This is a genomic window from Pseudomonas sp. AC463 (genome assembly GCF_979253585.1).
Map to the genome: position 1 here is coordinate 1 of NZ_CEEDDZ010000005.1, position 18,453 is coordinate 18,453.

Annotated in this window: 14 protein-coding genes and 2 rRNA genes; 11 read left to right on the top strand and 5 right to left on the bottom strand. The window is 61.2% G+C overall.

Going from position 1 to position 18,453, the window contains the following annotated elements; translation table 11 throughout:
- Window positions 1-177 precede the first annotated feature (177 nt).
- From rrf (AC0IYH_RS07335) to AC0IYH_RS07345, 3 genes are all read left to right on the top strand, one after another.
- Window positions 178-293 (top strand): 5S ribosomal RNA (rrf, locus tag AC0IYH_RS07335).
- Window positions 294-403: 110 nt separating this feature from the next.
- Window positions 404-519 (top strand): 5S ribosomal RNA (gene rrf, locus AC0IYH_RS07340).
- A 306-nt stretch (window positions 520-825) separates the two neighbouring features.
- Window positions 826-2,706, top strand: a complete 1,881-nt coding sequence (locus tag AC0IYH_RS07345) for a methyl-accepting chemotaxis protein (RefSeq protein WP_471833624.1) — start codon at window positions 826-828, stop codon at window positions 2,704-2,706.
- Window positions 2,707-2,718: 12 nt separating this feature from the next.
- Here the strand turns inward: AC0IYH_RS07345 and AC0IYH_RS07350 are convergent, their stop codons facing one another.
- The 5 genes from AC0IYH_RS07350 to AC0IYH_RS07370 all read right to left on the bottom strand — a co-directional run bounded on the left by AC0IYH_RS07350 (window position 2,719) and on the right by AC0IYH_RS07370 (window position 9,343).
- On the bottom strand, window positions 2,719-3,210 hold the full coding sequence (locus AC0IYH_RS07350; RefSeq protein WP_471833626.1) for an SRPBCC family protein: 492 nt from the start codon (window positions 3,208-3,210) through the stop codon (window positions 2,719-2,721).
- Between the two features lie 19 nt (window positions 3,211-3,229).
- Window positions 3,230-6,607, bottom strand: coding sequence for an amino acid adenylation domain-containing protein (locus tag AC0IYH_RS07355; RefSeq protein WP_471833628.1), 3,378 nt, complete (start codon window positions 6,605-6,607; stop codon window positions 3,230-3,232).
- A complete protein-coding gene (locus AC0IYH_RS07360) occupies window positions 6,604-7,551 on the bottom strand; it encodes a diiron oxygenase (protein ID WP_116627672.1) in 948 nt (315 codons plus the stop codon). The genes AC0IYH_RS07355 and AC0IYH_RS07360 overlap by 4 nt, the downstream gene beginning before the upstream one ends.
- Complete coding sequence (locus AC0IYH_RS07365) at window positions 7,548-8,300, bottom strand: DUF3050 domain-containing protein (RefSeq protein ID WP_116627671.1); 753 nt, start codon at window positions 8,298-8,300, stop codon at window positions 7,548-7,550. Before AC0IYH_RS07365 ends, AC0IYH_RS07360 begins: the two co-directional genes overlap by 4 nt.
- A 344-nt stretch (window positions 8,301-8,644) precedes the next feature.
- Entirely contained in the window at window positions 8,645-9,343 is a 699-nt protein-coding gene (locus tag AC0IYH_RS07370) for a GntR family transcriptional regulator (protein WP_116627670.1), read from the bottom strand.
- A 255-nt stretch (window positions 9,344-9,598) separates the two neighbouring features.
- Here AC0IYH_RS07370 and AC0IYH_RS07375 point away from each other — a divergent pair, with 255 nt between their 5' ends.
- From AC0IYH_RS07375 to AC0IYH_RS07410, 8 genes are all read left to right on the top strand, one after another.
- On the top strand, window positions 9,599-10,492 hold the full coding sequence (locus tag AC0IYH_RS07375) for a TauD/TfdA dioxygenase family protein (protein ID WP_116627669.1): 894 nt from the start codon (window positions 9,599-9,601) through the stop codon (window positions 10,490-10,492).
- A 14-nt stretch (window positions 10,493-10,506) separates the two neighbouring features.
- On the top strand, window positions 10,507-11,532 hold the full coding sequence (locus AC0IYH_RS07380) for an ABC transporter substrate-binding protein (protein WP_116627668.1): 1,026 nt from the start codon (window positions 10,507-10,509) through the stop codon (window positions 11,530-11,532).
- Between the two features lies 1 nt (window position 11,533).
- A complete protein-coding gene (locus tag AC0IYH_RS07385; protein WP_116627667.1) occupies window positions 11,534-12,385 on the top strand; it encodes an ABC transporter ATP-binding protein in 852 nt (283 codons plus the stop codon).
- Between the two features lie 11 nt (window positions 12,386-12,396).
- Window positions 12,397-13,245: an ABC transporter permease gene (locus AC0IYH_RS07390; RefSeq protein ID WP_116627666.1), complete on the top strand. Its 849-nt coding sequence runs from the start codon at window positions 12,397-12,399 to the stop codon at window positions 13,243-13,245.
- A 60-nt stretch (window positions 13,246-13,305) separates the two neighbouring features.
- Complete coding sequence (locus AC0IYH_RS07395; RefSeq protein WP_471833632.1) at window positions 13,306-14,226, top strand: LysR family transcriptional regulator; 921 nt, start codon at window positions 13,306-13,308, stop codon at window positions 14,224-14,226.
- A 174-nt stretch (window positions 14,227-14,400) separates the two neighbouring features.
- Complete coding sequence (locus AC0IYH_RS07400) at window positions 14,401-15,936, top strand: MFS transporter (RefSeq protein WP_471833634.1); 1,536 nt, start codon at window positions 14,401-14,403, stop codon at window positions 15,934-15,936.
- 15 nt (window positions 15,937-15,951) lie between these two features.
- Window positions 15,952-17,010 (top strand): HlyD family secretion protein, encoded by a 1,059-nt coding sequence (locus AC0IYH_RS07405; protein WP_471833636.1) that lies wholly within the window; start codon window positions 15,952-15,954, stop codon window positions 17,008-17,010.
- Entirely contained in the window at window positions 17,007-18,452 is a 1,446-nt protein-coding gene (locus tag AC0IYH_RS07410; RefSeq protein WP_116627661.1) for an efflux transporter outer membrane subunit, read from the top strand. The genes AC0IYH_RS07405 and AC0IYH_RS07410 overlap by 4 nt, the downstream gene beginning before the upstream one ends.
- The last annotated feature ends 1 nt before the right edge of the window (window position 18,453 follow it).

Here is an 18,453-nt window from a genome sequence, read left to right on the forward strand (position 1 = left end):
CTTGACCATATAACACCCAAGCAATTTGATGCTCCTCGTTGAAAAGACGAAAGAGACCAGATTGCGGTGTGTGAAGACGATACGAACCGAAAGTTCGATATCTCACAAAACACCTGGCTATCACATACCCAATTTGCTGAAGCGAGGCCAACTGGTCACGACTCAGTACCCGAATTTCTTGACGACCATAGAGCATTGGAACCACCTGATCCCATCCCGAACTCAGTAGTGAAACGATGCATCGCCGATGGTAGTGTGGGGTTTCCCCATGTGAGAGTAGGTCATCGTCAAGATTAAATTCCAGAACCCCTGTTTGCTAACGCAAACAGGGGTTTTGTTTATGTAGAAGTCCATGAATTTCATCGGCACGTTGCCTGACGCAGCGGTCCGATACACAGAATTTCTTGACGACCATAGAGCATTGGAACCACCTGATCCCATCCCGAACTCAGCAGTGAAACGATGCATCGCCGATGGTAGTGTGGGGTTTCCCCATGTGAGAGTAGGTCATCGTCAAGATTGAATTCCGAAACCCCTGTCTGCTAACGCAGACAGGGGTTTTGTCGTTTAGGGCTGTTATTACGCAGGCGCAGCGTTCAGCTGGATAGCCCGACAGCTCAGGTTCTTGTACGACAACCACTTATCGGTTTCCTACGTAAAATGAGGATCCATCCCACAACTTTCCTAAGTTTTGCCTCGGCTCGGCCGAAAGCCTGATGAGCCATGCGTGCACCGAAATAGAGCGGCCGGAGATGCTGCCTATACCGTTACATGGAATGTTCCACTCGGCACGCTCACCCCCCTTTGGCAAAAGAAGTCGATGAAATGAATCTCAAGTTCAGTCATAAAATTCTGCTGGCCGCGTCAGGCGTCGTGGTTCTAGCCTTCGCGTTATTCACCCTCTACAACGACTATCTGCAGCGCAGCACGATCAAGCAGAATCTGGAGTCGTCTATCCAACAATCCGGTGAACTCACCGCCAGCAGTGTGCAGAACTGGCTCAGTGGCCGAATACTGGTGCTCGAAAGCCTCACGCAAAATGTTGCCCACCAAGGCAGTGCTGCCGACCTCCCAGGGTTGGTTGACCAGCCAGCGTTCACCTCGAACTTCCAGTTCACCTATGTTGGGCAAACCAACGGCGTATTTACCCAGCGTCCGGACGCGAAAATGCCCGACGGCTACGACCCACGCCAGCGCCCTTGGTACAAGCAGGCAGTGACAGCTGACAAGCCCATGCTTACGCCGCCCTATATGGCTGCAGTGGGTGGCCAGATCGTGACCATCGCCATGCCGGTAAAAAAGAACGGCGAATTGCTCGGTGTGGTCGGTGGAGACCTGAGCCTGCAGACCTTGGTGAAGATCATCAATTCGGTGGATTTCGGTGGTATCGGCCATGCGTTCCTGGTCAGCGGCGACGGACAGGTCATCGTCAGCCCGGACCAGGACCAGGTGATGAAGAACCTCAAGGATATCTACCCGGGTACCAATGTCCGTATCGAGAGGGTTAACCAGGACGTCGTCCTCAATGGCCAGGATCGCATCCTGTCATTCACCCCGATCAGCGGCTTGCCAGGTGCAGACTGGTATATCGGCCTGTCGATCGACAAAGACAAAGCCTACGCACCGCTGGGCAAATTCCGTACTTCGGCATTGATTGCCATGTTGATCGCCGTGGTCGTGATTGCCGTGCTGTTGAGCTTGCTGATCCAAGTGTTGCTCCGGCCCCTGACGACCATGGGTGTTGCCATGCAGGATATCGCTCAGGGCGAAGGCGACTTGACCCGGCGCCTGGCTGTCACCAGCAAGGACGAGTTCGGCGAAGTCGGCAGTGCGTTCAATCAGTTCGTGGAACGTATTCACGCGTCGATTTCCGAAGTGTCGTCGGCTACGCGCCAGGTACATGATCTGTCCCAGCGCGTGATGGCTTCTTCGAACGCCTCGATCATCGGCTCCGACGAGCAAAGTGCACGCACCAATAGCGTGGCTGCAGCGATCAACGAGCTGGGAGCCGCCACCCAGGAAATCGCACGTAACGCTGCCGATGCATCGCAACACGCCAGTGGTGCCAGCGAGCAGGCCGATGATGGGCGCAAGGTCGTGGAGCAAACGATCCTGGCGATGTCGGAACTGTCGCAAAAAATCAGCCTGTCCTGCACCCAGATCGAAACCTTGAATGCCAGCACGGATAACATTGGCCATATCCTGGATGTGATCAAAGGTATCTCCCAGCAAACCAACTTGCTCGCGCTCAACGCGGCGATTGAGGCGGCGCGTGCAGGGGAGGCCGGGCGTGGTTTTGCGGTGGTCGCCGATGAGGTGCGCAACCTCGCTCACCGCACCCAGGAGTCTGCTGAAGAAATCCACAAAATGATTACTTCGCTGCAAGTGGGCTCGCGTGAGGCAGTGACGACTATGAATGCCAGCCAAGCCTCCAGCGAGGAAAGCGTAGAGGTCGCCAACCAGGCCGGTGAGCGCTTGGTCAGCGTGACGCAGCGGATCGTCGAGATCGATGGCATGAACCAGTCGGTCGCCGCCGCCACTGAGGAGCAGACAGCCGTGGTGGAAACCCTCAACGTGGATATCAACCAGATCAACCTGCTGAACCAGCAGGGCGTGACCAACCTCAACGAAACCCTGAAAGACTGCGATGCACTGTCGCAGCAGGCCAATCGGTTGAAGCAGCTGGTCGACAGCTTCAAGATCTGACCCGCTGACTGATCAGGCAGGAGCGAGGCGCTTCGCTCCTGCCGCTTGGCCAAGCAGCTGGCGCACATTCTCCAGGGCGCTGTCGGCAAAATTCTGCACAAACTGTTCAAACCCTGCCTGTGCCGCGTCTACGGGCTCGGCAATGATGGTCCAGGTCACCCTGGATCGCTGTGCTCCCAGTGCCTGCACGTGGATGGCTGCCCACAATCTCGCCACGCCGAGCGTGTTGTAGATTGTGGTCCAGGTCATGTGCATGGCCTGTTCGTCGTAGCTATTGAGTTGCTCCACGACACAGTTGCCATCGTGGAAAAATTTCGTGCGCAGGGCGCCCACGCCGCTACCGGTCATTTCGATACGCTTGAGGGTAGGAATGAACGCATCGAAGCCCGAGAACTTTCCTACCATGCTCCACAGGCGGGCAGCAGGGCAGCTGACCTCAACAGAGGCCATTATCGGCACGCCGTTAGGGTTGCGGATTAACGTATCGGGTTGCAGTGGTTTCATGAAATTGTCCTGAGGCGTTTCAAAGGAAGCCGATGGTCTTGAGGTAGCTACAGCCTTTGCTCAACAACGCTGGGTCTTTTCTGGGGTACTCCTCCCCCATCTGCTGAACACCCCGTCGCGCGTTGTCATGGCGGATTTTCGAGGTATCGCCGATGTCTTCATCCAGGTGATCGAGATAGAAGCCGAGTACGCCAAACAGGGCGTTGTCCTCGCCCACTGTGCGCAGCGCCTGTTGCCACTGCGCCAGGCTCACCCGCTCGAACCTGTGGCCGGCCTGGCTGAAGGCATCCAGGTAGTTATCCCAGCTCAGAGGTTGTGGGTTATGCAGGTTGAACACGCTGCTCTCGGCTCGAAAGCTGGCGCAGTGGAACGCAATGAAACCCGCCAGGAAGTCCACCGGCATCAGGTCGAAGTTCAACTCCAGGCGAGGTAGCAGGCCCAATTGCAACGAGCCCTTGAGCATCAGCATCAGGCGGTTTTTCTTCGGCTGGCAGACACCGTTGCGGCGGTTGAAGCTGATGTTGCCGGGACGATGGATATTCACCCAGGCGCCTTGTTTCACTGCATGGGTCAACTGTTGCTCGGCAACCCATTTGGAGAGGTTGTAACCATTCTTGATGTACAGCGGCAACGTGGCTGCAGCAGGCGCCTCAAGCACATAGCCCAACGAGTCGATGCTGCTTGCGGCCGACAGCGTCGAGACAAAATTGAAGACTTTTTTGCGCCGGCTCTCACACAAACGCAGGCACTCGAGTATGGGATCGACGTTGTCCCTGGCCAGTGTGGCGTACTCCATTACGTGGTTGACCCGCGCCGCGTTGTGCACCAGTACGCCATAGCCTTCGGCCAGGGTGTCATACACGTCGTTGGCCAAGCCCAATCGCGGCCGGCTGATATCGGCAGCGACAACCCGTACCCGGCGCATGTCCAGGTGTTGCAGGCGATACTCACTGAGTGCCTGGTTAAACCGCGCCATCGCCGTGTACCCCGGCGCCTCACGCACCAGGCACGCCACCTCAGTTGCACCCGCGGCCAGTAATGCTTCGACGATGTGCACACCGACGAAGCTATTGGCCCCCGTCACGATCACCCGCTGTGGGTCGCCGGCGCGGCCTTCGGGCAGTGTCGCGATTGTCCAGTCCGGTTGAGCATCCCGAATGGCCTGGGTGTAACGTGCGTTGGGCCGTTCGCCGTGCTCAAGAAGTGTTGCGAGCGCCCTGATCGTGGGCGCCTCAATAAAATGGCTCAATGCGAAACTGCGGCCGAATTGCTCGCGCACACGCAGTAACAGGGCCGACAGCAAAATCGAATGGCCGCCCAGTTCGAAGAAACCGGCATCAATGCACAGCGCATCCAGCGGCAGCGCCAACAGCTCGCTCCACAGCTGCATCAGACGTACTTCAAGCGCTGTGTGTGCCGTGTTGCGGGCGGGCTGCAATGCCGGCGGCGACGGTATCGCCAGCAGTGCCTCGCGGTCGACCTTGCCATTGCCGGAGTAGGGCATGCAGGGCAATTCGTTCCAGAAGCCCGGGCGCATGTAATCCGGCAGCTGTTGCCGGGCGTGCTGCTGCAGGGCCGCCAGTGTGGCGCCCGGTGCGGCCTGGGCGACAAAGCCGCGGATGCCGCCGTCGCGGTCGATAACCACCGCCGCCTGACGATACAGCCGGCTTTCGCGCAAGCATTGCTCGATTTCCCCTGGCTCCACCCGAAACCCTCGGATTTTTACCTGATCATCGCGCCGCCCGCCCAGCACGATGCCCTGCGCCGTCCACTTGGCCAGGTCACCGCTGCGGTAGGCCCGAAGGTTCTGGCCGCCAGGCACTACCAGTTCGACAAAAGGGCTGGGCGTCTGTTGCGGCGTGTTTACATACCCCAGGCTTACGCCTGGACCCACGATGTAAACCTCGCCCATCACCTGTTCATCCACCGGTTGCAGGGTGTCATCGAGGATCAGCACCTGGCTGTTCGCGATGGGTTGGCCAAGGTTGCGATTGCTGTCGCCGGGGCGCCACGTTCGGTGGGTGACCAGCACCGTGGCCTCCGTGGGGCCGTAGAGGTTGTGGAACTGGCACTGGCCCGCCAGTTGTTCGATCACACAGGGTTCGCAGACATCGCCACCGGTGAGCAGGTGCGTCAAACCCAGGGGTTGATCAAGTGGCAGGATGCTGAGCAGGGCGGGGGGTAAAAAGGCATGTGTGACGCGTTGCCGGCAGAGCAGGTCCAGCAGTTGCCGAGGGTCGCGCCGCTGTTCTTCGCTGGGGACGATCAGTTCTGCTCCGGCTATCAAGGCAGGGAAAATATCGACCAGTGAAGAGTCGAAGCTCAATGGCGAAAACTGCAGGACCCGGCTTTGCTCATCCAGGTCCATACACGACCGATACCACGTGGTGAAGTGCGCCAGGTTGCCGTGGCTGAGCAGCACGCCTTTTGGCTGGCCGGTGGTGCCCGAGGTATAGAGCGTCATACAAGGCGCTTCGGGGGCAGGGCGTTGGTGCATCAATGGGGACGTGGTATCGGTATCCAGCGCGTCGACAGTGCTGACATCCAGTGCAATGAACCCACCTCGTGCCGGATGCTGCCCGGCATCCAGCAGTACGCATGCCCCCGCGCTTTCGAGCATCACCTGATGGCGATGAGGTGGGTGCTCCGATCCCAATGGCAGGTACACCGCGCCACAGCCCAGTACCGCAAGAATGCTGGCGTATAAATCGATGGATTTTTCCAGGTACACACCCACCACCGGGGGGGCTTTATAAGCCTGCAGCAGCGGGCGCAATCGTTGTTGGATTGCCAGGGCGCGAGCCTGTAGTTGAAGGTAGCTCACCCGGCGACCGGCGATGTTCAATGCCGGCCGAGCAGCGAAGGTGTGGAGGCTGGCCTGCAGGCGTTCGATCACCGGTATCCGGGCGTGCTGCGTCAATGCGGGGTTTGCGGTGCAATTGAACCGATGCAGGAACGCCAGCGCATCCAGCGCTTGCAAGCCTTGCTCGGGCCAGTCATTGGGCTGTGTACGAGCCGAGAAATACCCAGGGTCCCGCGAGAAGCCGCTGACGTGCAGCGCGACCCATTCGACCAGCGTCTGCGTAACCTGTCGGCGCAGTCGCTGGCCGTTGCCACTGGGCTCATCGACGATGTCCATTACGGCCAATAACTGCCGGCCACGGTCATAGGCGCGCAGTTGCAAGCCGGGCAGCCCGCAGTGGCTTATCGGGCCAATCCCCACGCGCAGACTCAACCAGGGATTCTCTCCCGTGCAGGTCGGCAGCGATTGGCTGCCATCTTCAATCAGCAGGTCGATGGCCTCGTCCCCTGAGCGATGCCCGTACTGTTCCAGCTCGTCCCTGACGGCGCCAAGCGCGCTGCTGATACCGCTCCATCCGATCGTCAGGCACCTCATGTCGGCCTCCCGGACGCAGGCAGATAGTTGTGGAGCGCCTGCGCCACACTCGGCGTTTGCAACAAGCCGCTGTGTTGCAGGAAGGCTGCGATGTTGCCCATCAACGGATGCTGGCGGGTGATGGGAAACGCCAGCGCCGTGACTTCATCGCGCAATGCGCTGCGTACGCTATGGCTGACATCGAGGTGTTCGACCAACTGCAGGTCGAAGTTCTTCTGCAGGTCGTTGGTCAGGTAATGCGCCAGGAACGTCGGCAGTACCCTGGCAATGCTGTCGCGGTCATCCGGGCTGGCGGCTTGCCAATACAGGCGTACCAACCGCGTCCAGAATTGCGCGTGACGCCCTTCGTCAAACAGGTGATCGGCCATCAAGCCACGCACCGAGGCCTTGATACTGCCGTCCTTGGAAAACGCCGCTACATCGTGGGTTACGGTGTTTTCGGCGATGGCCACGCCAATCAGCTCCACGGCATCGTGCAGGTGGGCAGGGACCAGCGCCTGCGCCGCCGGCACTGCGCGGCTCAACTCGATCTGCTCCGGCAGGGCCAGCGGTTGTATACCGGTCATGGCCACGGCTTGTTGCAGGAAGTCGAGCGCGACCAGTGCGTGGTAGTCCTCGTCCACCACCACCGTCATCGCATCCACGCGGCAGGCAAGCGGGAAGGGCATGGCGAAGCGATTCTTGGCAATGCCGCGTGCAGTCCTGTCGACGATTTCGGTCTCGAAAATCACCACGTCGTTGATGAATTTGTAAAAGCTTTGTACCAGCACGAACTCGCGCCACTGGCGGCAGTGTTCTACAAAGGTGGCACTGAGTACCAAAGGTTGACGGCACAGCGGGTAGATCAGCTTGTCGTCGTTTTCCAGCAGGCGACGAGGGCGGGTGCGGATGGTTGCGCGGCGGTCCCAGTCGTCGGCAATGGGCAAGTAGTCGGCGCTGTTCATGGGTGCACCTCTTGCAGCGAGGCCTGCACCTCGTTCCAGAATGTGATCCGGGTTTCAACGGCGGCGAGGGCGGCCTCGTTGGCCTGTTGCGAGAAAGCCGGATCGGCGCCGACCAGGCGTTCAAGCAACTGCTGCGCTGCAGGGCCGTGATCCTGGGTGTCCAATTCGATGTGGCGCTTTAAATAGCCGTACAAGGTCGGTGCCTGGATGACCTGATCGACTTGCAGGATGCGCTCGAACATCGCGGGGATGATGCACTCGCGACCCTGCACAAACGCCGCCGCTACACAGTGCGTGGGCGCGTTCAGTGCAATGTGCAAAGTGGCACTGACGAAGCGGGCCACGCCGCGCGGCGGGCCGACCTGCTGCAAGGCCGTGGGCACCGCCTGGCCGTCACGCAACAGCGCGACGAAGCGGTTGATTGCCGAGGTACTGGCGCCGATTTCGGCCATGGCTTCCAGGTACAACTCGAAGTGGCTGCAATGGCCCAGGCGCGGATGCATGTCGGATTCTTCGCCCAGCACGATCTCGTTGATCAGGCGTGCGGCTTGCGTGTCGGCAGGTGGTAGCCAGGGCAATTGGGTGCAGGTCAGGTCCTGTTGCAGGCGCTTGGTGAGTGTCATGAAATCCCATACAGCGAATACATGACTTTCCATAAAAAGTTGTAACTTTGGAAGTGAAGTTATTTCCGCAAATAACGGATGGTTGAATAACTGCAATTTTGTTTTTTCAAGTAACGGTTGATGCATGGTTGATGCCTATAAGTTGTTGCGTCTGCTGTTGTAACAGCGATGGGCTTTTAAGGTCGGCAAAAAGAGTTGAGTCGATGTGAACCAAACCAGGCGCGCAGGGCAGCACACTTGCGGGTCGCGCCGGCGGGTGAAGTGTCTGGTTTAGTGATGAAAGATAATAAGCTGGTTAAACAGTTTGGCGAGCATATAAAAGTGTTAGATGTTTTTCCAAATAATATTGGATGTCAGTAAGTTGTTCTATTAGATGTGGGAAGTTTCTTCGGCGCGGGGCACTGCGTGATAGGCACGCCCCGCAGCACTTGAGGGCAGGGCGGGGGGAAGCGAGGTGTCTGTTGTATGACTTACTTACCGGCGGCCTCAAGGCCATTGAGGTAGGTCGTGATCACTTCCATCCCGCGCATCAAGTGATTGCGCAGCGTCAGGATGCTTTCATCGGTTTTCTTCTGTGCCACCAGGTTCAGCAATTCACGGTGGTCTTCCTGGGACGTCTCGCCCAGCCCCATCGCCTCCAGGTTGAACCGCAGGAAGCGTTCCTCTTCGTTCAACCCGTGCTCCACCAACTTGAGCAGCCGCTGGTTGGGAGCCTTGCCATAGAGCGCCATGTGAAACAGGCGATTGAGGCGGCCAATCTCGGTGTAGTCTTTTTCTTTCTCCAGCGCACAGATGAAGGCGTCGGCCTCGGCGATATCGGCGTCGGTGAGCAAGGGGATCGACAAGCGCAATGCTTCGGATTCCAGCAACATCCGCAGCGCATAGGTTTCGGCCGAGTTATCCTCGATCAACGGTGCCACCACGGCGCCCTTGTGCGTTACCACATGCAGCAACGACTGGGCTTCGAGCTGGCGCAAGGCTTCACGCACCGGCATGCGGCTAACACCGAAAAGGCTGGCCAGCTCCTGTTGACGCATGGCAGTGCCGCAAGGCAAACGCCCATCCAGGATGGCATTGCGCAAGGTTTCTTCAATCACTGAACGAGCGAGATGAGCCGCAATAGGGCCGCTGATCTTGATGCTGTTCAAAGGGTTCGGCTTCTGCGTCACGGTTACGCTATCCTCCTTATTGGGATAGGGTGGCTAATTGGATCCAATGCACACTAGAGGCTGCCCATAAGCTTGTCAAACGCCCACGGTTTCGGCTTGTAAGCGCTTCAACATGCTGCTCCAGGCGCCCACGAGCAGCCATTATGGCGTCTTACGTCGCCGGTACATTCCCGTATATCGATATTCACTAACGGTATTTAAAGTGCCGTTCTTATACCTATAAAGTCACTCTCCTGTCTGACCGGGAGTGACCTCATGTCCGCCACCTCTACTGTTCCAACAGCGACCCCTACCGCCCAAGCGTTTGAGATTCGTCCACTGCCCGGCAGCGTTGGCGCCGAGATCATTGGCCTGGACTTATCACGCCCGATCAACGACGAGGATTTCGCGCGCATCCACCGCGCGCACCTGGACCACCACGTCGTGGTGTTTCGCGATCAACGCATCACCCCCGAACAACAGATCGCCTTCAGCCGCCGTTTCGGCGTGTTGCAGATCCACGTGCTCAAGCAGTTCCTGCTGGCCAACCACCCGGAAATCCTGATCGTCTCCAACATCATCGAAAATGGCCAATCCATCGGCCTGGGCGACGCGGGCAAATTCTGGCATTCGGACCTGTCCTATAAAGAACTGCCGAGCCTGGGCTCGATGCTGCATGCCCAGGAACTGCCTTCCGAAGGCGGCGACACCTTGTTCGCCGACATGCACAAAGCCTGGGACCAGTTACCCGAGCACCTGCGCAAAGCGGTAGAAGGCCGCAGCGCCGCGCATTCCTACACCGCGCGTTACAGCGAAACCAAATTCGAGGGCAACTGGCGCCCAACGCTCACGCCGGAGCAGCTCGCCCAGGTCGCCGAAGTGGTGCACCCCATCGTGCGCACCCACCCGGAAAACGGCCGCAAGGCGCTGTTCGTCAGCGAAGGTTTCACCACTCGAATCGTTGGCCTGCCCGAAGACGAAAGCCGCGACCTGCTGGCCCAACTTTACGCCCACAGTGTGCTGCCGCAGAACATCTATCGCCACCAGTGGCAGCCCCACGACCTGGTGTTCTGGGACAACCGCTCGCTGATCCACCTGGCCGCCGGTTGCCCGAGCTACCTGCGCCGCAAGCTGTTTCGCACCACCATCCAGGGCGACGCGCCTTTCTGATTCGGAGCATGACCATGTCCAGGAAAATTCCATTTGCACGGCTGGCGGCAACCGTCGGCCTGGGTGTCAGCCTGTTGGCCGGCAGCCTCGTGGCCCCGGCGGCCGCGCAGGCCGAAGGTGAGATCCGCATCGCCGAACAATTCGGCATCGTCTACCTGTTGCTCAATGTGGTGCGCGACCAGAACCTGATCGAAAAATACGGCAAGCAGGAAGGCATCGACATCAAGGTCGACTGGACTCAACTGTCCGGCGGCGCAGCGGTCAACGACGCGCTGCTGTCGGGCTCCATCGACATTGCCGGTGCCGGCGTCGGCCCGCTCCTGACCATCTGGGACCGCACCCACGGCAAGCAGAACGTCAAGGCCGTGGCCTCCCTGGGCAACTTCCCCTACTACCTGGTGAGCAACAACCCCAAGGTTAAAACCATCGCCGATTTCACCGACAAGGACCGCATCGCCGTGCCGGCGGTGGGTGTGTCGGTGCAGTCGCGCTTCCTGCAATACGCCGCTGCCAAGCAATGGGGCGACAAGGAATTCAATCGCCTCGACAAGTACACCGTCGCCGTTCCGCACCCGGACGCCACCGCTGCATTGATCGCCGGCGGTACCGAGCTGACCGGGCATTTCTCCAACCCGCCGTTCCAGGACCAGGCCCTGGCCAACCCTAACGTGCACGTGGTGCTGAACACCTACGACCTGCTCGGCCCGAACTCGCCGACCGTGCTGTTCGCCACCGAGAAATTCCGCAACGACAACCCGAAAACCTACAAGGCCTTCGTCGAGGCGCTGACCGAAGCCGCGCAGTTCGCCCAGAACGACAAAGGCGCCGCCGCCGACACCTACATCCGCGTGACCAAGGCCAAGATCGACCGCGCCGCGTTGCTGAAAATCATCGACAACCCGCAGTTCGAATTCAGCGTCACGCCGAAAAACACTTACCCGCTGGCGGAATTTCTCTACCGCGTCGGCGCCATCAAAAACAAGCCTGAATCGTGGAAGGACTACTTCTTCCAGGACGCCAAGCCCCTGCAAGGAAGTTGAGATGAACGCGCCCTTGCAAGGCCACACGGCCAGCAACCTGCACACCACCGCCCCATTGCTGGCGGTGGACAAAGTCAGTCTGGAATACCGCACCCCCGAGCGCGTGGTGCGGGCCACCCACCAGGTCAGTTTCGAGATCGACCCGGCGGATCGCTACGTCTTGCTGGGGCCTTCGGGTTGCGGCAAGTCCACCTTGCTCAAGTCCATCGCCGGGTTTATCAAACCCTGCGAAGGCGAGATCCGCCTGCTGGGCCAGAAGGTCGAGCAGCCGGGGCCGGACCGCATCGTGGTGTTCCAGGAATTCGACCAGTTGCCGCCGTGGAAAACCGTCAAGCAGAACGTGATGTTCCCGCTGCTGGCGTCAAAGACCTTAGGCCGTCGCGAGGCTGAAGAACGTGCGCTGCACTACCTCGATAAAGTCGGCCTGAGCAACTTTGCCGACGCATACCCCCACACCCTCTCCGGCGGCATGAAAGCCCGCGTGGCCATCGCCCGCGCGCTGGCCATGCAGCCGAAAATCCTGTTGATGGACGAGCCCTTCGCCGCCCTCGACGCCCTGACCCGCCGCAAGATGCAGGAAGAACTGCTGCTGCTCTGGGAAGAGGTGCGCTTCACCCTGCTGTTCGTCACCCATTCCATCGAAGAAGCGCTGGTGGTGGGCAATCGCATCCTGTTGCTGTCGCCGCACCCGGGGCGCGTGCGCGCGGAAATCCACAGCCATCAATACGACCTGCACAGCCTTGGCGGTGTGGACTTCCAGGCGTCGGCGCGGCGCATTCATCGCCTGCTGTTCGATGAAGCGCAAGAAGCCGAACGTGAGTTGGGTTTTGCCGATATCCGCATCGCTTACTGAAGGGACAACCCATGCGCCAGGAATACGAAATCACCCTCGAACCACTGCTCAGCGTCCCCGTGGAACGCGAGCTGCCGCTGCGCCAACGCCTGTGGCAACAAGGCTGGCTGCGCAAGGGCCTGATCCTGATCGTGCTGGCGATCTTGTGGGAAGCGGTCGCGCGTTATCAGAACAATGACCTGCTGCTGCCGAGCTTCTTGCAGACCTCTGCCGCGCTGTACGACGGCCTGCTCAGTGGCGAGTTGTTGAGCAAAGTCAGCATCTCGCTGGCGGTGCTGATCAAAGGTTACCTGATCGGCATCGTGCTGGCGTTTGCGCTGACCACGCTGGCGGTGTCGACCCAGTTGGGCCGCGACCTGCTGAGTACGCTGACCTCGATGTTCAACCCGTTGCCGGCGATTGCCTTGCTGCCGCTGGCGTTGCTGTGGTTCGGCCTGGGGCAGAACAGCCTGATTTTCGTGCTGGTGCATTCGGTGCTGTGGGCGCTGGCGCTCAATACCTATTCGGGGTTTCTTGGCGTGTCCGAAACCCTGCGCATGGCCGGTCGCAACTATGGCCTCAAGGGCATGCGCTTTGTGCTGTTCATCCTGATCCCGGCGGCGCTGCCGTCGATCCTCGCCGGCCTGAAAATCGGCTGGGCATTTGCCTGGCGCACGCTGATCGCCGCCGAACTGGTGTTCGGCGCCACCAGCGGCAAGGGCGGGCTGGGCTGGTACATCTTCCAGAACCGCAACGAGCTGTACACCGACAAAGTGTTTGCCGGCTTGGCCGTGGTGATCCTGATCGGCTTGCTGGTGGAGAACCTGGTGTTTGACACCTTCGAGCGGCTCACCGTGAAACGTTGGGGCATGCAACGCTAAACCACCTAACCCTGCTAGGATTGCGCCCAGTTCACTCCTTATCGATCACGAGTGCTTGGCATGCAATTACCGGACATGAACCTGCTGGTCGCCCTCGACGCGCTGCTCGACGAGGGCAGTGTGGTCGGCGCGGCGCGGCGGATGAACCTCAGCCCGGCTGCCATGAGCCGTACCCTCACGCGTATTCGCGAGGCGGTGGGCGACCCGATCCTGGTGCGCGCCGGCCGCGGCCTGGTGCCGACGCCCAAGGCCCTGCAGTTGCAGGGTCAGGTGCGCAACGTGGTGGAGCAGGCCGCGCTGCTGTTTCGCTCGGCCGACCAGGTTGACCTGAGCACCTTGCGCCGCCGCTTCAGCGTGCGCGCCAACGACTTTTTTATCGGTGTTTATGGCGGGCGTCTGTTCGACACCATGGAGCGCATGGCGCCGCTGTGCGAGCTGTGTTTTGTGCCCGAGGGCGATACCGACGACGACGCGCTGCGCGAAGGGCGGCTGGATCTGCGGGTAAGCAATACGCTGCCGTCCAGCCCTGAGGTGAAGGTGCAGAACCTGTTCTCCACCACCTTCGTCGGCCTGGCGCGGGAAGACCACCCGCTGTTCGATGAAGAAATTACGGCGGCGCGGTTTGCCAGCTATTCCCACATCAGCATCTCGCGGCGCGGCATCGCCCGCGGGCCGATCGATACCGCGTTGAACGCCCAGGGCCTGGAACGCCGCGTGGCGATGATCGCCCCGGGCTTTCACGGCGCGATGTTCATGTTGCCCGATTCCGACCTGATCCTGCCGGTACCCAAGGAAGCGCTCCTGAGTGCTAACCGCCTGAAACTGCCGTTGCGCTCTTTCGCCCTGCCGATTTCGCTGCCCACCCTGGTGTTGGCCCAATCCTGGCACCCGCGTTTCGACAAGGACCCGGCCCACAAATGGCTGCGCGAAACCATGCGCGAGAGCTGCCACGCCACCTGGCTGGCAGCCCAGCCGACCTGATTCCCAAGTCATGCAAGGGTAGAAATGTGGGAGGGGCAAGCCCCCTCCCACATTTGACCTGCAGTGGATTTAGGTTTGCGTCCGGCGCACTTATAAGCTGCCAATAAGTAACTTTTTGTAATGTATGTGTCTGATTAAACTGCTCGGGTATTTATAATCCCGAGCTACCCGTACATGACTTCCCTCGCTGCCCCCACCCTCGAGGCCGCAGCCAAACCCGTCGCGATGACCCCTCCGGTATTCGGCCCGCGCATCATCATCGGCCTGGTCGGTGTGTTGCTGGCGGTGCTGGTGTCCGGTCTCAACGAGATGGTCACCAAAGTGGCCCTCGCCGACATCCGTGGCGCGCTGTACATCGGTTTCGACGAAGGCACCTGGCTGGTCGCTGCCTACACGGCCACCTCCGTGTCGGCCATGGCCTTTGCGCCTTGGTGCTCGGTGACCTTTTCCCTGCGCCGCTTCACTCTGTGCGCGATTGGCCTGTTCACGCTGCTGGGGATCCTGTGCCCGTTCGCGCCGAACTACGAAAGCCTGTTGCTGCTGCGCACCGTGCAGGGTTTTGCCGGCGGCGCGTTGCCGCCGATGCTGATGACCGTGGCGCTGCGCTTCCTGCCGGCCAACGTCAAGCTGTATGGCCTGGCCGGCTATGCGCTCACTGCTACTTTCGGGCCGAGCCTCGGCACGCCGCTGGCGGCGCTGTGGACCGAATACGTCGGCTGGCAGTGGGCGTTCTGGCAGATCGTCGGCCCGTGCCTGCTGGCCATGGCGGCCGTGGCCTACGGCTTGCCGCAGGACCCGCTGCGCCTGGAGCGCTTCAAGCAGTTCAACTGGCGCGGCCTGCTGCTGGGGTTTCCGGCGATCTGCATGCTGGTGATCGGCATTCTGCAAGGCAACCGGCTGGACTGGTTCGAGTCGGGCCTGATCACTTTCCTGCTGTGCGGCGGCGGCGTGTTGCTGGTGTTGTTCATGTTCAATGAATGGTCGCACCCGATGCCGTTTTTCAAGTTGCAGATGCTCGGCCTGCGCAACCTGTCGTTTGCCCTGATCGTGCTGGCGGGCGTGTTGATGGTGCTGACCTCGGTGATCATCATCCCGTCGAGTTTCCTCGCCCAGGTCCAGGGTTATCGCCCGCTGCAAACCGCGCCGGTGATGCTGCTGATGGCCCTGCCGCAATTGATCGCGCTGCCGCTGGTGGCGGCGCTGTGCAACCTGCGCTGGGTCGATTGCCGTTGGGTGTTGGGGGTCGGCCTCGGCATGCTGGTGCTGTGCTGCGTGGGCAGCTCGCAGCTGACTTCGGCGTGGATACGCAATGATTTCTATGGCTGGTATCTGCTGCAAATCTTCGGGCAACCCATGGCCGTGTTGCCTTTGCTGATGCTCTCAACCGGCAGCATCCAACCGACTGACGGGCCGTTCGCCTCGGCCTGGTTCAACACGGTCAAGGGCCTGGCCGCCGTGGTCGCCACCGGCGTGCTGGATGCGCTGACCACCCAGCGCCTGCATTTTCACTCGACCATGCTGGTGGACCGCCTGGGTAATTCGCCCCTGGCCGACGGCGACGCGCCAGGCCTGGCGCACCGCCTGCACGAGCAGGCCGTGGTGCTCACTTCTTCGGATCTCTATTACGTCATGGCCGGTGTCGCGGTGGCGTTGATCCTGCTGATTTTCTGGATGCCCACGCGGATCTTTCCGCCTCGCGCACCGACCTAGCCTCAAGGACTTCTCATGAAACGCAAAGACAAAATTGCCGTCTCCGTCATCGCCGTGTTTGCCGTCGGCGTGCTGGTGTACCTGGTCGCGCCGGGCATTCTGGGCAGCAAGCGCCAGAGCACCAACGACGCTTTCGTCGCCGCCGACTTCACCCTGGTCGCGCCGCGCGTGGCCGGGTTTATCAAGGAAGTGCTGGTGGAAGACAACCAGCGCGTCCAGGCCGGCCAACTGCTGGCGCTGATCGACGACCGGGATTTTCGCGCCGCCGCCCAGGCCGCCGATGCCGACACCCTGGTGGCCCGCGCCCAGCTGAAAAACGCCACTGCGACGCTGGAGCGCCAAAGCTCGGTGATCGCCCAGGCCCAGGCCACCGTGGCCGCAGACCGCGCCGAAGTGGCCTTTGCCGAGCACGAACTGAACCGCTACAACCACCTCGCCGGCGTCGGCGCCGGCACGGTGCAAAACGCCCAGCAAGCCAAGACCCGCATCGACCAGGCCACCGCGCGCCTGGCCAATGCCACGGCGGTGCTGGCGGCTGAACGCAAACAGGTCGAGATCCTCACCGCCCAGCGTGATGCGGCCGAAGGCGGGCTCAAACGCGCCCAAGCGGCGTTGGAACTGGCCAGCTTTCAGCTCTCCTACACGCGCATCGTCGCGCCGGTGGATGGCATGGTCGGCGAGCGCGCGGTGCGGGTCGGCGCCTATGTGACGCCGGGCAGCAAGATCCTCGCCGTGGTGCCGCTGGCCGAGGCCTATGTGGTAGCCAATTTCCAGGAAACCCAACTGTCCCACATGCACGCCGGCCAAGCGGTGCAAGTGCGCGTCGACAGCCTCGACGGCGAGTTGCTCAACGGCCATCTGGAAAGCCTGGCGCCGGCGACCGGGGTAACGTTTGCCTCGGTCAAACCCGACAACGCCACCGGTAACTTCACCAAGGTGGTGCAGCGCATTCCGGTGAAAATCGTGCTGGAGCCTAACCAGCCTTTGACCGAGCGCCTGCGGGTGGGCATGTCGGTGGAAGCCAGCGTCGACACCCAGCCGGTCGCGCAGCAGCGTGAGGTGGCGCAGCAATGAAACAGTTCGCCTGGCTCACCTTGAGCCTGATCAGCCTGAGCGCCTGCACGGTCGGCCCGGATTTCCACAAGCCCCAGGGCCCGCAAGTGACGCAATGGGCCGAGCCCCAAGGGCGTCAGGCTGCCAGCCGCGCGGTCAGCGACCCGCTGCAAGAGCGCTGGTGGGACGTGTTCCACGACGCGCAACTCTCGGCCCTCACACGCCGTGCGCTCAGCGATAACCTCGACCTCAAGCTGGCCAGCAGCCGCCTGGAGCAAAGCCGCGCCGTGCGCCAGGTGACCACCGCCGAGCGCTACCCGACCGTCAACGCCAGCGGCGACTACGCGCGCCAACGCAACAGCGGCAAAGGCTTGAGCGACCCGTCCGGCAACAACGGCCGCGCGGCGTTCAACCAGTGGGACGCGGGTTTCTCCGCTTCCTGGGAGCTGGATTTCTGGGGCCGCGTCAAACGCGAAACCGAAGCCGCCGACGCCACCCTGCAAGTCGCCGAAAACGACCGCCGCGCCGTGCTGTTGTCGGTGCTCGCCGAAACCGCCCAGGACTACATCCAGCTGCGCGGCGTGCAAAACACCCGTGCCGTTACCGAGCAGAATCTCGACGTCGCGCGCCACAGCCTCAAGCTCTCGCAACTGCGCCTGGCCGACGGCGTAGCGACGGATCTGGACGTGGCCGAAGCCGCCGCCCAGGTCGCCGCCATCGAGGCGCGCCTGCCGGATCTGCAGCAGCGTCAGGACCAGTTGATCAACGCCCTCAGCCTGTTGATGGGCGAGCCTCCGCAAGCCCTGCACGCGCAGCTGTCCAAGGACGCCGGCGTGCCGCAGACCCAGCGCCAGGTCGCCATCGGCCTGCCGTCGGAACTCGCCGAGCGGCGCCCGGATATCCGCCAGGCAGAAGCGCGTTTGCACGCCGCCACCGCCAGCATCGGCGTGGCCAAGGGCGATTTTTACCCGCGCATCACCCTGTCGGGCAGCCTTGGTTCCCAGGCCATGCAGTTGTCGGATTTCGGCTCGTGGGGCTCGCGCGCGTTTGCCTTCGGCCCGCAGTTCAGCCTGCCGCTGTTCAACGGCGGGCGCCTGCAAGGCATGTTGAACCTGCGCGAGGCCCAGCAACAGGAAGCGGCCCTCGCGTACCAGCAAACCGTGCTGCGCGCCTGGCATGAAATCGACGACCAGTTGACCCGCTACAACGCCAGCCAACTACGCCGCGACAGCCTCGCCGAAGCCGTGCGCCAGAACCAGATCGCCCTGACCACCGCGCAACATCAATACGTCGAAGGCGTGGTGGATTTCGTCAATGTGCTCACCGTGCAAAGCGCGCTGCTGGCCACGCAGGAGCAGTGGGTGGAGAGTTCTACCGGCGTGTCGCTGGCGATGGTCGGGTTGTATAAAGCGTTGGGCGGCGGTTGGCAGTCGGTGTACCCGCTGCAGACAGCCGTGAAATAAC